The sequence below is a fragment of the Micromonospora sp. NPDC005215 genome, from assembly GCF_040607915.1.
Classification (GTDB): Bacteria; Actinomycetota; Actinomycetes; order Mycobacteriales; family Micromonosporaceae; genus Micromonospora.
This window is the reverse complement of the sequence record NZ_JBEXHQ010000070.1, coordinates 15,508-27,565: the sequence shown is the minus strand read 5'-3', so window position 1 is coordinate 27,565 and position 12,058 is coordinate 15,508. Positions and strand designations below refer to the sequence as shown.

At 67.4% G+C, this 12,058-nt stretch carries 18 protein-coding genes and 1 pseudogene; 15 read left to right on the top strand and 4 right to left on the bottom strand.

Going from position 1 to position 12,058, the window contains the following annotated elements; translation table 11 throughout:
- The coding region (locus ABZU25_RS32255; RefSeq protein ID WP_355033129.1) for an aldo/keto reductase at positions 1-503 on the bottom strand (503 nt) is incomplete at its 3' end.
- Between the two features lie 238 nt (positions 504-741).
- Between ABZU25_RS32255 and ABZU25_RS32250 the strand changes: the two genes are divergently transcribed.
- From ABZU25_RS32250 to ABZU25_RS32220, 7 genes are all read left to right on the top strand, one after another.
- Positions 742-1,323, top strand: coding sequence for a type 1 glutamine amidotransferase domain-containing protein (locus ABZU25_RS32250; protein ID WP_355033128.1), 582 nt, complete (start codon positions 742-744; stop codon positions 1,321-1,323).
- 244 nt (positions 1,324-1,567) lie between these two features.
- The gene (locus tag ABZU25_RS32245) at positions 1,568-2,557 is read left to right on the top strand and encodes an SRPBCC family protein (RefSeq protein WP_355033127.1); all 990 of its coding nucleotides are present in this window, start codon (positions 1,568-1,570) and stop codon (positions 2,555-2,557) included.
- Positions 2,554-3,729, top strand: coding sequence for a zinc-dependent alcohol dehydrogenase (locus tag ABZU25_RS32240; protein ID WP_355033126.1), 1,176 nt, complete (start codon positions 2,554-2,556; stop codon positions 3,727-3,729). Before ABZU25_RS32245 ends, ABZU25_RS32240 begins: the two co-directional genes overlap by 4 nt.
- A gap of 132 nt (positions 3,730-3,861) precedes the next feature.
- Entirely contained in the window at positions 3,862-4,296 is a 435-nt protein-coding gene (locus ABZU25_RS32235) for a TMEM175 family protein (RefSeq protein WP_355033125.1), read from the top strand.
- On the top strand, positions 4,284-4,409 hold the full coding sequence (locus ABZU25_RS32230) for a hypothetical protein (protein WP_355033124.1): 126 nt from the start codon (positions 4,284-4,286) through the stop codon (positions 4,407-4,409). The genes ABZU25_RS32235 and ABZU25_RS32230 overlap by 13 nt, the downstream gene beginning before the upstream one ends.
- A 15-nt stretch (positions 4,410-4,424) precedes the next feature.
- The gene (locus tag ABZU25_RS32225) at positions 4,425-4,622 is read left to right on the top strand and encodes a DUF2267 domain-containing protein (RefSeq protein WP_355033131.1); all 198 of its coding nucleotides are present in this window, start codon (positions 4,425-4,427) and stop codon (positions 4,620-4,622) included.
- Between the two features lie 170 nt (positions 4,623-4,792).
- The gene (locus ABZU25_RS32220; RefSeq protein ID WP_355033123.1) at positions 4,793-5,431 is read left to right on the top strand and encodes a maleylpyruvate isomerase family mycothiol-dependent enzyme; all 639 of its coding nucleotides are present in this window, start codon (positions 4,793-4,795) and stop codon (positions 5,429-5,431) included.
- A gap of 186 nt (positions 5,432-5,617) precedes the next feature.
- Here ABZU25_RS32220 and ABZU25_RS32215 read toward each other — a convergent pair.
- A pseudogene (locus ABZU25_RS32215) lies at positions 5,618-5,851 on the bottom strand (IS110 family transposase); the annotation flags it as partial.
- On the opposite strand from ABZU25_RS32215, the gene ABZU25_RS32210 reads away from it, so the two are divergent.
- The 3 genes from ABZU25_RS32210 to ABZU25_RS32200 all read left to right on the top strand — a co-directional run bounded on the left by ABZU25_RS32210 (position 5,848) and on the right by ABZU25_RS32200 (position 8,140).
- A complete protein-coding gene (locus ABZU25_RS32210; RefSeq protein ID WP_355033130.1) occupies positions 5,848-5,991 on the top strand; it encodes a winged helix-turn-helix transcriptional regulator in 144 nt (47 codons plus the stop codon). The pseudogene ABZU25_RS32215 and the gene ABZU25_RS32210 sit on opposite strands and share 4 nt — an antisense overlap.
- 487 nt (positions 5,992-6,478) lie before the next feature.
- Positions 6,479-7,408: a cation diffusion facilitator family transporter gene (locus ABZU25_RS32205; RefSeq protein WP_355033122.1), complete on the top strand. Its 930-nt coding sequence runs from the start codon at positions 6,479-6,481 to the stop codon at positions 7,406-7,408.
- 411 nt (positions 7,409-7,819) lie between these two features.
- Positions 7,820-8,140, top strand: a complete 321-nt coding sequence (locus ABZU25_RS32200) for a hypothetical protein (protein WP_355033121.1) — start codon at positions 7,820-7,822, stop codon at positions 8,138-8,140.
- Between the two features lie 27 nt (positions 8,141-8,167).
- On the opposite strand, the gene ABZU25_RS32195 is transcribed toward ABZU25_RS32200, so the two are convergent.
- Positions 8,168-8,368 (bottom strand): hypothetical protein, encoded by a 201-nt coding sequence (locus tag ABZU25_RS32195; RefSeq protein ID WP_355033120.1) that lies wholly within the window; start codon positions 8,366-8,368, stop codon positions 8,168-8,170.
- A gap of 166 nt (positions 8,369-8,534) precedes the next feature.
- Entirely contained in the window at positions 8,535-9,248 is a 714-nt protein-coding gene (locus ABZU25_RS32190) for an alpha/beta hydrolase (RefSeq protein WP_355033119.1), read from the bottom strand.
- Positions 9,249-9,331: 83 nt separating this feature from the next.
- Between ABZU25_RS32190 and ABZU25_RS32185 the strand changes: the two genes are divergently transcribed.
- From ABZU25_RS32185 to ABZU25_RS32165, 5 genes are all read left to right on the top strand, one after another.
- Positions 9,332-9,694, top strand: a complete 363-nt coding sequence (locus tag ABZU25_RS32185) for a hypothetical protein (protein WP_355033118.1) — start codon at positions 9,332-9,334, stop codon at positions 9,692-9,694.
- Positions 9,695-10,134: 440 nt separating this feature from the next.
- Positions 10,135-10,515: a hypothetical protein gene (locus ABZU25_RS32180; protein WP_355033117.1), complete on the top strand. Its 381-nt coding sequence runs from the start codon at positions 10,135-10,137 to the stop codon at positions 10,513-10,515.
- A 7-nt stretch (positions 10,516-10,522) separates the two neighbouring features.
- The gene (locus ABZU25_RS32175; protein ID WP_355033116.1) at positions 10,523-10,813 is read left to right on the top strand and encodes a hypothetical protein; all 291 of its coding nucleotides are present in this window, start codon (positions 10,523-10,525) and stop codon (positions 10,811-10,813) included.
- 56 nt (positions 10,814-10,869) lie between these two features.
- The gene (locus tag ABZU25_RS32170; protein ID WP_355033115.1) at positions 10,870-11,739 is read left to right on the top strand and encodes a thioesterase domain-containing protein; all 870 of its coding nucleotides are present in this window, start codon (positions 10,870-10,872) and stop codon (positions 11,737-11,739) included.
- Positions 11,740-11,798: 59 nt separating this feature from the next.
- On the top strand, positions 11,799-12,056 hold the full coding sequence (locus ABZU25_RS32165) for an acyl carrier protein (RefSeq protein ID WP_355033114.1): 258 nt from the start codon (positions 11,799-11,801) through the stop codon (positions 12,054-12,056).
- Positions 12,057-12,058 lie beyond the last annotated feature (2 nt).

The window sequence follows — 12,058 nt, the reverse complement described above, 5'->3', positions numbered from 1 at the left end:
AGGATCTGATTGGTCGCGCAGGAGTTCCCGCCCGCCTCGAGTAGTTCCGTCATGTCGGAAAGATCGAAGTTGCTCACGCCCCACTGCCCGATGTCGCCGGCGTCGACGAGTTCGGCGAACGCCTCGATCGTCTCCGCGAGTGGATGCGTGCCGCGCCAGTGCAGCAGGTACAGGTCGATGTGGTCGACGCCGAGTCGTTGCAGGCTGCGGCGGCAGGCCTGCACGGTTCCCCGTCGGCTGGCGTTGGACGGCAGCACCTTGTCGACAAGAAAGACATCGGCACGTCGTCCGACGATCGCCTCGCCGACGAGTTCCTCGGCAGCGCCGTCACCGTACATCTCCGCAGTGTCGATCATGGTCATGCCCAGGTCGAGCCCGGTGCGCAGGGCCGTCATCTCGTCCTGTCGCCTCGCGGGACGCTCGCCGAGGTACCAGGTGCCCTGGCCGAGCACGGGCATGGTCTGGCCGGACGGCAGCTCGACCGGAGCGGCAGGGAGGGTCATGTCGGCCTTTCCGGAGCCTGGGTGCCAGTGGGTTGCCTTCGATACCCGCTGCGACTGCCGACACACCCCTTGTGGCGGCACCTTCCGCTGGGCAGGCCTCGCTGTACGGCGGGCAGGTGGTCGGAGTGTTCACCCTCGCGCGGCGTTCGCTGGCCGTTTGCCAATGCCTGCGCCGGGAAGGCGAACGCTCGAGCGACGCGCCGCCGGCCGGGCGGCGCCGCGAAGGGAGACCAAAGCAATGGCGCAGAACCAGCAGCCACTGACCGGCAAGCGAGTCGCCTGCCTGGCCGCCGACGGGGTCGAGGACGTGGAATACACCCAGTCCCGGGCCGCCGCGGAGCAGGCGGGAGCCGAGGTTCATCTGATCTCGTTGCAATCCGGCGAGATCCAGTCGATGAACCAGGACATCAACCCTGCCAACCACTACCGGGTGGACCGGACCGTGAACGAGGCCAATGCCGCCGACTACGACGCCCTGTTGCTGCCGGGCGGGACTGTCAACCCCGACCGGCTCCGGATGAGCCCGCAGGCGATGGACTTCGTTCGCGCGTTCTTCCAGCAACAGAAGCCAGTGGCGGCGATCTGCCACGGCCCCTGGTCGTTGGTCGAGACCGGCATGGTCAACGGCCGGACCCTCACCTCATTCCCCAGCCTGCGCACCGACATCCGCAACGCGGGCGGGAACTGGGTGGACCAACAGGTGCAGGTCGACAACGGCCTGGTCACCAGCCGCAACCCCAGCGACCTTCCGGCCTTCTGCGCCAAGATGGTCGAGGAGTTCGCCCAGGGCGAAGATGTCCGCCAGATGGCGACGGCCTGACCAATGGGCTCAGGGCCGGGAGCATCAGACCGGTCCTGAGTCCCTGGCGGCGGCTATCCCGGCGCCCGAAAGGCCGCCGCTCCCGCCGTGACGTCGTGCTGAGCAGCGGGACAGGGATCGGCTCCATACTGCGGCCGATGGGCGGTTGAGGTGGTTTCCGAGGGGTATCCGGGCGCCTACGCATCGCGCCCGGACCGTCGTGAACCGGAACGCGCGGCCGGTGCGACCGGATACGGAGGCTACCTTGACTCAACTAGCAACCCGAGAGGCAGCGAAGGCCAGGCAGGACGAGATTCAGCGGCGGGGGCGCGGGCTCGGCTGGATGAGTCTCGGTCTGGGCGTGGCACAGCTGGCGGCACCGGACACGGTGCGCCGGATCAGCGGAGTGGACGACTCCCCGAGGTCCCGGGCGGTGGTGCCCCTGGTCGGGGCGCGAGAGTTGGTACACGCGGCCGGGCTCCTGACGAGCCGACACAAGAGCGTCTGGGCGTGGACCCGGGTCCTGGGCGACGCGATGGACCTGGCCGCTCTCGGGGTGGCCATCGCCCACCGGGGCGGGCGCCGCCGGCGTCGTCTCGTCGGTGTCACTGGCGCCGTCGTCGGGATCACGGTGGTGGACCTCCTGACCGCCGTGCGAGCAACCCGGGCGAAAAGGATCGGGGCGCTACGAGGCTTACGCGAAGGAGGATCCATGGAGCTGACAGCCACAACAACTATCCGCCAACCATCACCCAAGGTCTACGCGTTCTGGCGAGACCTGGGCAACCTCCCGACGTTCATGGCCCACCTCGAGGAGATCCGCACCACCGGTGACCGCACGAGCCACTGGTCCGCCAGCGCTCCCTTCGGCAAGAACGTCGAGTGGGACGCGCAGATCGTCGATGAGACACCCGGCGAAAAGATCGCCTGGCGGTCGACCGGGAACGCGGACGTGCCGAACGCCGGTACGGTCCGGTTCGTGCCTGCCCCGGACGGTGTCAGCACCGAAGTGCACGTGGTTCTGTCCTACGACATCCCTGGCGGCGCGATCGGCAAGGCGGTGGCCAGGTACTTCGGCGAGGAGCCGCACCAGCAGCTCGACGACGACCTGCGCCGGCTCAAGCAGGTGATGGAGACCGGCCAGGTGGTCCGATCCGACGGCGCCCCGTGGGGCAAGCGGGCCCGCAAGGAGTTCCCGCAACGTCCGGCGCAACCGCTGTCGGATGCCGAGCTTGCCAAGGGGGCGGACGCGTGAGGGCGAACACCTGGGCCGGTCGCAACAAGGTCAAGGTCCGTGACGTGCCGGACCCGAAGATCCTGAACGAGCGCGACGCCATCGTGAAGATCACCTCCACCGCGATCTGTGGCTCGGACCTGCACCTGGTGGACGGATATGTGCCCACGATGCAGGACGGCGACGTCATGGGCCACGAGTTCATGGGCGAGGTGATCGAGGTCGGCTCGGGAGTGTCCGCGGACAAGCTCCGGGTCGGCGACCGGGTCGTCGTGCCGTTCCCGATCGCCTGCGGTAACTGCAATGCCTGCGCCGCCGAGCTCTACTCCTGCTGCGAGAACTCCAACCCCAACGCCGGCATCGCCGAGAAGATGTTCGGCCACCCGGTCGCCGGGATCTTCGGCTACTCGCATCTGACCGGCGGCTTCGCGGGCGGCCAGGCGCAGTACGCGCGGGTACCGTTCGCCGACGTCGGTCCCCTGAAGATCGAGTCCGACCTCACCGACGAGCAGGTGCTGTTCCTCTCCGACATCCTGCCCACCGGCTACATGGGCGCCGAAATGTGCGACATCCAGCCCAGCGACGTCGTCGCCGTGTGGGGCGCCGGTCCGGTCGGGCAGTTCGCGATGGACAGCGCCCGGGCGCTCGGCGCCGCGAAGGTCATCGCCATCGACAAGGAGCCGTACCGTCTGCAGATGGCCGAACGGGCGGGCCACACCCCGGTGAACTTCGAGGACGTGGACGTGCGGTCCCGACTGCTGGAACTGACCGGTGGGCGGGGACCGGACAAGTGCATCGACGCGGTCGGCATGGAATCCACCCACGGTGCCGCGCACGTGCACGCCTACGACCGGATCAAGCAGGCGGTCCGCTCGGAGACCGAGCGCCCGCACGCGCTGCGCCAGGCGATCCTGTCCTGCCGCAGCGGCGGCATCGTCTCGGTCATCGGCGTGTACGGCGGCTTCCTCGACAAGTTCCCGGCCGGGGCGTGGATGAACCGGGCGCTGACCCTGCGTACCGGTCAATGCCACGTGCAGCGCTACATGAAACCGCTGCTGCAGCGCATCGAACGCGGGGAGATCGACCCGACCCGGGTCATCACCCACACCCTGCCGCTCGACCAGGCAGAACGCGGCTTCGACATCTTCAAGAACAAGCAGGACCACTGCGAGAAGGTCGTCCTCAAACCCTGAGCACCAACCGCATCCGACCACCGCGGCGCGCCCGGTGGCCGGATGCGGCATGTCCGGAGGCACCAATCTGCGGGCGCCGTGCATACGCAACCGAACTGCCACCTAGGCACCCGATCGGACACCAGCCGTGCCGTGGCGTTCAGCGACGCCATCTTCGCCATCATCATCACGCTGCTGGTCCTGGACCTCCGGGTACCGGACGTTCCGCCTGGTCGTCTCCTGTCCGGCTTGTTCAACCGCATTCGGCAGGTCGATAGTGGCCTGCACCGGATGAATCTCCTCGTACTGTTCAGCACGGCGCTGCTGCCGTTTCCGACGATCGTCGTGTCGCACGCGCTGCAGGAGCACAACAACGCGGACCAGCGTGTGGCCATCGCCTTCTACGCGCTGATCGGCGCGTTGCTGTGCGCGACGTGGCTTGCGTTCTACCACTACCTGGCCCGGAACCCCGACCTACTGAAGGACCAGGTCAAAGACGGCTTTTTCGCGTCGAGCGGGTCCGGGCCCTCGCCGGGCTCATCCTGTACGTCCTCGCAGGGATGGTCGGGTACCTGGTGGCCCCCTTGATCGGCCTGGTCGTCTTCCTTCTCCTGCCCATCTTCTACGCGATCACCAGCGCCGGCCTGTACCAATTGCGGGTCACCCGACATATCACCCACCGCGCTCCCCCACCACCCTGAGGGGCGGCAAAACGGATCAGCGGTGGCCAGGCAAGGGACCTCGCCTGCCAACTCCCCGAGGAGCTACGAGGCTTGGTGTCCAGGCCCACCGAAGATCCGGAACCGTTCGGCCTTACCGAATTCATGGAACGGGTGCAGTCCCGGGCAGGGGTGGATCGCCAGGTGGCCACCGGCGAAGCGCGGGCCGGTTGCAGCCCTCAGCCGTTCGATTAGCCGGAAGCGAATCTCGGCCCGGCCAACGAGCCTGCCCGCTACCGAGCGCCTGCCGTCGATGACCACGGCAGTCTCGGCCGGCTCCGCGCATTGCCTGGGCAGTACGATCAGCGTCCGGCCTCATCGACAAATCGCACCGAACAACGGATCTCAACCGAAGGATCAACGCCATGACAGGCGGGACCGACGCCCGGCTCTGGGGTCTCACCCATGCAGCCCGCCGAAGCCTGGCCGACGATCTGTCCGTTCTCGGTCCGGACCAGTGGCGTCGATCGACGTTGTGCACCGGCTGGGACGTGGAACATGTCGTCGCCCACCTCACCGCCGCCGCCACCACGGGCCGGTGGCGGTGGATCCGGAGCATCGTGAGCGCCGGGTTCCGCCCGGCGGTCCACAACGAGCGCCTTCTGCGGGAGCATTTGGGCGTTACGCCCGCGGAAACGCTCAGCAGCTTCGAGGCGGTCATCGACGCCACCACGGCCCCCACCGGGGACACCGCCGCCTACCTGGGCGAGGTGCTGGTACACGGCCAGGACATCCGATATCCGCTGGGAATCAGCACAGAGCCGGACGTCGAAGCGCTGACGGCGGTGGCGGAGTTCTACGCCCGGCGCAACTTCACCGTCGCCAGCAAGTCCCTCGCGTCGAGGCTACGGATGGTGGCGACGGACGGTCCGTTCACCACCGGTGCGGGTCCGGAGGTCACCGGTCCAACACTGGCCCTGGTGATGACGATGGCAGGCCGACGTGCGTACCTCGATCAGCTCGAGGGCCCGGGCCGCGACATCGTCATCGACCGGCTCAGCTGACGCGGGACCCGACGTTGCGAGAATCCGCCTCGGCGTGATCCATCACCGCGGCCTGAGCCAGCGGCGGCTTCGGTCCTGCCCCGCGGCGGAAGGGGGCCGACACGGACTTGGCGGCTACGAGGCCCCGGCGTCCGGCTCCGCGCCTACGCCGAGCGCCGCCGCGCCGAAGGCAAAACCGACAGCGAAATCGTCGTGTTGTAGGCGGGTCAGGACGACGGTGTGCAGGGCGCGGTTGAGTTGGCGGTCGCCGGAGCGGTTGAGTCGGTAGCGGACGGTTTTGCCGGATGAGGCGGGGATCGGGGCCACGCCGGCGAGCATGGCGAACGCGGCGTCGTTGCGGCAGCGCCCGGGGTGTGACCAGGCGGTGAGCACGGTGGCGGCGACGATCGGTCCGGCGCCGGTCAACTGCAGCAGGTCTGGTCGCCAGGAGCGGACCCTACGACGAGGTACCGCCCCGCGTCGAGTACTCGCTAACCGAGGACGGCAAGCGCCTCAACGACGCACTCGAGCCGCTGGCCGCTTGCGGTCGCGAGCGGCCGACCATGGCCACCGACATTTGATTCGCCAGTCTCGTCGACGACAGGGCGATGCTGTTTCCGGCAAACAGCTGAGCTATCTCCGCCACGACCCGATGGAGATTCCCGAGGTACGCGCCACCGACGCTGCTCGACTCAGCTGAGCGCACACACCACCTGCAGGGCATTCCGTTGCCTCATGACCGGCGCTGACGATCGATCGCCTGCGCCAGATCTGGGACCGGACGACACTGGGCTGACACGGCGCACCTTCGGCGTAAGCGCGAGAATGAGAGCCATGGGTCGTCCCGGGAAGCCACCGGCGAGCTTCACCGCCGAGGTCGCTCAGCGGTTCGGGCCGGTCGCTGAGGGCTGGGGCATGCACCTGCCCCGCCGTTCGTGGACCACGGAGCATCGCTGGACTGCAGAGGGGGGTCGTTGGCCAAGCTCAGCCGACGGCTGGTGGTCCATTGCGCCGTATGTGCCTGTCGTTTTGTCCGCCCGGCCGACATCCGGCCCATAGCCTGGCGTCATGACCGAATCGGACGGGCAGTCGCAGAGCGTCCGCACGGTGATCGTGGCTGGTCTCGTCAACGTCGCTGTCGCTGCGGCAAAGGTGGTTGCGGGCTTGCTCTCGGGTTCGGCGGCCGTGCTGTCGGAAGCCGCGCATTCATTCGCCGACACCACGACCGAGGTACTGCTGTTCGTGGCGCTGCGTCGCGGCAGCCGCCGGGCCGACCCCACGCGCCCTTTCGGCTACGGTCGGGAGAGCTACATCTGGGCCCTCCTCGCCGCGGTCTTCACCTTCGTCAGCGGCGCCGGCTTCTCCATCACCCACGGCGTGCACGTCATCGCGTCGGCCAGACAGACTGGGGATTACACCGTCTCGTACGCGGTGCTGGTCGTCTCCTTCATCCTGGAGTCGGTGTCTCTGCTGCGGACGGTGCGGCAGGTACGACGCCGGGCCAAACGCTGGCGCATCAGTCCAGCCAGGGTCCTGCGGCGCACGCCCAACACCGCGATCAAAGCGGTGTTCCTGGAGGACACCGCAGCCCTGATCGGCCTGGGATTGGCCGGCGCAGGCCTGGGGCTCGCCCAGCTGACCGGTGACCCGGTTTGGGATGGCATCGCATCGGTCGCCATCGGTGTACTGCTCCTCGTGGTGGCCACCATTCTGGCCCGCAACAACCTCGCCCTGCTCGTCGGCCGCTCAGCCAGGGAGCCGGTTCAGGACGAGATTCGCCGGGAATTGTCCGCCCTGCCATACGTGCGAGGCATCGTGGAGTTGCTGACCCTGCAGCTCGGTCCCGACGACATTCTCGTTGTCGCGAAGATCGACTTTGCCGACCAAATCACGGCCGCCGACGTTGAGGGCGTGGCCGACGAGGCCAGACGACGGCTCACCGCGCGTAACCCGGCGATCCGATTCGTCTTCCTCAACCCGACCGGCGCCGGCTCCTAACCCGCTACACCCACCGATCGCCAGACGCATCGAGCAACAGTTCCTCCTCAGATCAGCACTCTGTGCGATCTTGTTTGTCCTGCTCGGTCTCACTGTCCGGAACGGTCCAACCGGCCAGCTTGTCCCCCAGGCCGCTCGTGTCGGACGTTCGTACACAATGATCTGCTGATGGCGGCGCGCGAGTCGCTCGGCGACCGCGAGGCCGAACAGCAGGCGGCGGCCGAGGCAGTCGAGGCATTGCCACAGGGGCGAGAGCAACTGCAGGTGGTAGGCGTGCTCCCACGCTCCGAACACCAGGACCGGGAACGGGCCAGCCAGCCGGTGATTGGTAGCCGATCCTCAACGTCGTAGCGGCGCGGCACCCTGTTCCATGGGCTCAGGACGAGGCGCGCTCGCTCTACGATGGGCCACATGTCTTCGGTCACGAATGATGCCCTGCTAGACATAAGAAGAAGTTCGATGTACCGCGCCGGGATCTGGCTGGCCCGCGTGGCCAACCTCGCGCTGCTTCCGGTGGTTGTCTGGGGCATCGCCTCCGGGGTGCCGAATGTGCCCGCGCTGCCAGACTCGGTCTTCATGGCCGCCTGGGCCGCCGGGTGCGTGACACTCGCGCCGGCCATGGTGCTGTTCTACCGCTCCGGCATTCCGTTTGAACACAGGGGTGCCACCTGGGTCACCGACAAACGTGTGGGCAATGCAATCTTCCGGGATGTCTTCTGGCCTCGTCCCTGACCGGCAGCTGGCCTCTTCGCTGCTGTACTACGGGTGGTCCTCGACCTGCACGACCTGCACGACCTGCACGACCTGCACGACCTGGACGCGATCAACCTCGGCACCCTCGCTACAGCCTGCCACCTCGGCGACGACCACCAGGTCGCCGTCTTTCTCGACCACTCCTCCCCAGCCATCGCCGCGCGCCTCGCCGCCGCCGGTGTTCCCCAGCCACCGACTTCGCCACATCGGTGTCCCCACCGAGGCCGGTCCGATCTCGGACGGCTGAGGCGTTCCTGTGGCCAGAACGCCGTTTACCTGCGTGCCGCCGACCTTCCCTTGACGCGAGGCCGCCGCGCCCCGAGTTCGCGGCGCGGCGACCTGCTCGGCGCGCGACCCCGCGCTTCTTACCCGGTCATTTCAGCGCGGTGGCGGCCTCGTGGATGATGGCCGCGACCGCGACCGGCTGTGACACGTAGACAGCGTGACTGCCCGGAGACTCGACCACCGTCGAGCCGGCGCGTTGGAACATCGCCCGCTGGGCCGGTGGCGGGATCATGCGGTCATCGGTGGCGACCAGATACCAGCTGGGCTTGGTGCGCCAGGCCGATTCGGTAATCTCACCGCTCAGCGCGTTCACACCCCACGGGACCTGCGAGTCGGCGATGAAGGCCGCCTGCTCGGCGGGGAGATCACCGGCGAACTTCTCCCGGTCCAGGAACAGGAATCCGTCCCGAGGCGGCAGGATCGGCGGCACTGGGGCACCCGGCGGCGGATCGGCGTTGAGCGTGTTGACCGACTCGCCCCGATCCGGCGCGAACGCCGCGATGTAGACCAGGGCGGAGACCTTCCCGTGCGTGCCGGCCTCGGTGATCACCGCACCACCACAGGAATGACCGACCAGGACGACCGGCCCGTCCACCGCGTCGATGACCTGCCGGGTGGCAGTGGCATCGCCGTCCAGCGACAGGGTCGGGTTCTGCACCACACTCACCCGATAACCGTCCAGCGTGAGCAGGTCGTACACCGCCTGCCAGCCGGAACCGTCGACGAACCCGATGCATGGGTGATGAGCGCCAGCATCATCCCCGGCGGCGGGTGCGGGCTCGGACGCGAGAGAACAGTCCACGGACGACAGTGCACTCCGCGGCCTTGACCTGCGCGAGGTAACGGCACGACGATCGGGCCAGGGGGACACACATGCCATTGATCTTGAGTACGGACACTCTGCGGCCCGACGAACGCGAGGCGTACTGGCGGTACGTCATGTCGGACACCTTCGCCTCCGTGGCAATCCACTCTATGGCCACCGACAACGTGCATGGCTCGATCCAGGCGAGCTGGGCCGGCCGGCTGATGATCGCCGACGTGAAGTCCACCGGCCAAAAGATCCGCCGCACGCCGAAGCTCATCGGCGACGCGGACAACGCCTACTTCCAGGTCGCCCTCGTTGCCGGCGGCGTCGGCCGGCTCAGCCAGGACGACCGCGCAGCCGAGCTACGCCCCGGCGACTGCGCCGTCTACGAGACCACCCGCCCCTTTCACTGGCTCTTGGACGACGAATGGGACGTCTAAGTCTTCTCCCTCCCCGCCGACTCCATCCGGCTCACCGAAACCCAACGACGGCACCTCAGCGCACGCCGCCTCGACGGCGCAACCGGACTCACCGGCGTCGTCTCCCGCTTCCTGCTCGACCTCGCCCGTCACGGGGAAGACCTCCCCGGCGAGCAAGCCGAGCGCGTCCTTGCCCACGCCAGCGACCTGGTCATCACACTCCACCGCCCCATCGCTGCAATCGCCCACGCCCACGGCTTCCAGGACCTGACCGCATTCAACCGAGCCTTCAAGACACCGACCACCCGGCCGCCGCCCTCGTCGATTACGAGCGTGTTGCGCTGCGCGAAACCAGCCTCATCCCGTGCCCACACCAACCGGTTGGCGGCCAGCGTGACGTCGTACTTCATTGCGGGTTTCGCCGCTATAGCCCATTTCTCGGCAGGCTACCGCCGCCCCGGGTGGACGGCCTCACGGCGGCCTCGCGTCCGGGAACTGCCCGCGAACGCGTCGATGCCGCTGAACGTGGCCGCTTCCGTCCGAAGACGGTTCCGGCCACCTCGGAGACCTTTTCTATTCGTCGGATCGCGATGAAGATTGGTCCCAGGCGACAAAGGAAGCCCTCGGGTTATCTGGATTGTCACCTCGAAAAGGCCAAGTTTGTCGGCCCCTCAGATTGGACGAAGGTCATGCGGATCCGGGTCGGAATCATTCGTATCGCGCTCGCGGGCGCCCTCGGCGCCTTCACGCTACCTCTGGTGGTCTCCGCCGTAAATACTTCGACCGTTGCGGCCGAGCAGGCGGGCGGCGGCGTTCATACCGACAGTCTCATCTGGGATTAGCGCGGTCATGCAGTTGACGCTGATAACGATATCGTCCGGAGCTGAGGCGATGTTCGACGGCGGTGCGGCACGCCTCATCGACACGCTGTGGGCAGCCGCCCGCGTCGAGGATGCGGTGGAACACATCTCAGTGCTGGCAGTACGGGGCAGGATTGATATCGGCGTTTTCAGCGTATCGATGGATCAGGTAACGGCTCGTAAGGTCGCCTGTGACTTGGTCGAACGGGCTCTCGTTATGTCACCACAATTGCGGCGATGGGACGTGGCTGGAACCGTACCGGGGTTGGCTGGCACCTGAGCAGCCCTGGGCCATTCGTCCGCCTCACCCGTCACATTCCTTGAAGGGCGAGCCAGGTGTCGACAACCTATCCAACGCATCCCGCGGCCACGCCTACCTGGCGCCGGCGCGACGAACGTGAACGGCGCGACGAGGGTGAACGTGAACGAGGTGGCGGCAACCCCCCATGCCTCGTCGAGCTCCAGGTCAGCGGAAGCCGCCCGCCGCTGTTCTGGGCGCACGGCATCAGCGGAAACACCAGCCACTACCGGCCTATCGCCCGACTGCTGGCGCCGCGTCGTGACGTGTACGGGCTCGAGAACCGTACAGCCACCCCGTCGGACCGGTTGGCGGAGTCAGCCCGTCGGTTCGCAGAGCTGATCAACGAGCGCCGGCCGGATGGACCGTGCGAGATCCTCGGCTACTCGATCGGTGGCCTGGTGGCCCTGGAAACCGCTCGTCAACTGGCCATGGTCGGTCGTGAGGTGGCCCTCGTCGGCATTCTCGACACGGCACCGCCGACTGTCCCGGTCGCTCCGGAGAACACCTCGGTCACCCTCGCGCTGATCTCCCGTGGCCTCGGTCTTGAACCGCCGTTCGATCCCGGGACCGTCGGCACCGACTCCGAACTGATCGCGGGGTTGAGCGCGCGGGCCGTCGAGGCGCGGATACTGCCCGCCAGCCTCGCCTTCGACTACGTGAGCGCCATGGTCCGGACCTATACCTCGAACGGGCAGGCAGCGGACCGCTACCGGCCACCGGCGTACCGCGGGCGCACGGCGGTCCTCTTCACCCGCGGTGGCGACGCAATACGACACCGAGACCTGTGGCGCACCTTCGCGCCCGGTATCTCCCGGACCGACATTCTGGATCTGGACCATTTCAGCCTGATCGGCGATGCCGCCCCGACGGTTCACGCTGTCGTCGACGCATGGCTGACCCGATAGCAGCCATTCCCTCCCGGCCTTCTGTGAATTCCGGATTTTCGCGAATAAAGGAGAGCACGTTGTCGCACTGGATCGAGCCACTCTTCGCGGGCCTGCTGCCCGATGCGACGATCGCCGCGGCGGTCACCGACTATCCCGCGTACCGGGATGTCGATCTCGCCGAGCTGGGACTGGAGTCCCTGGCGACCATGCAGATCGCGATACGCATGACGGAACTGTTCAATTGCGAGATTGACTACGAATCGTTCACCATCAGTGCCCTGCAAACGTTCGGTGGACTTGAGCGTCAGCTCGGGTTCGCCCTGACGGAGGTCTGAAA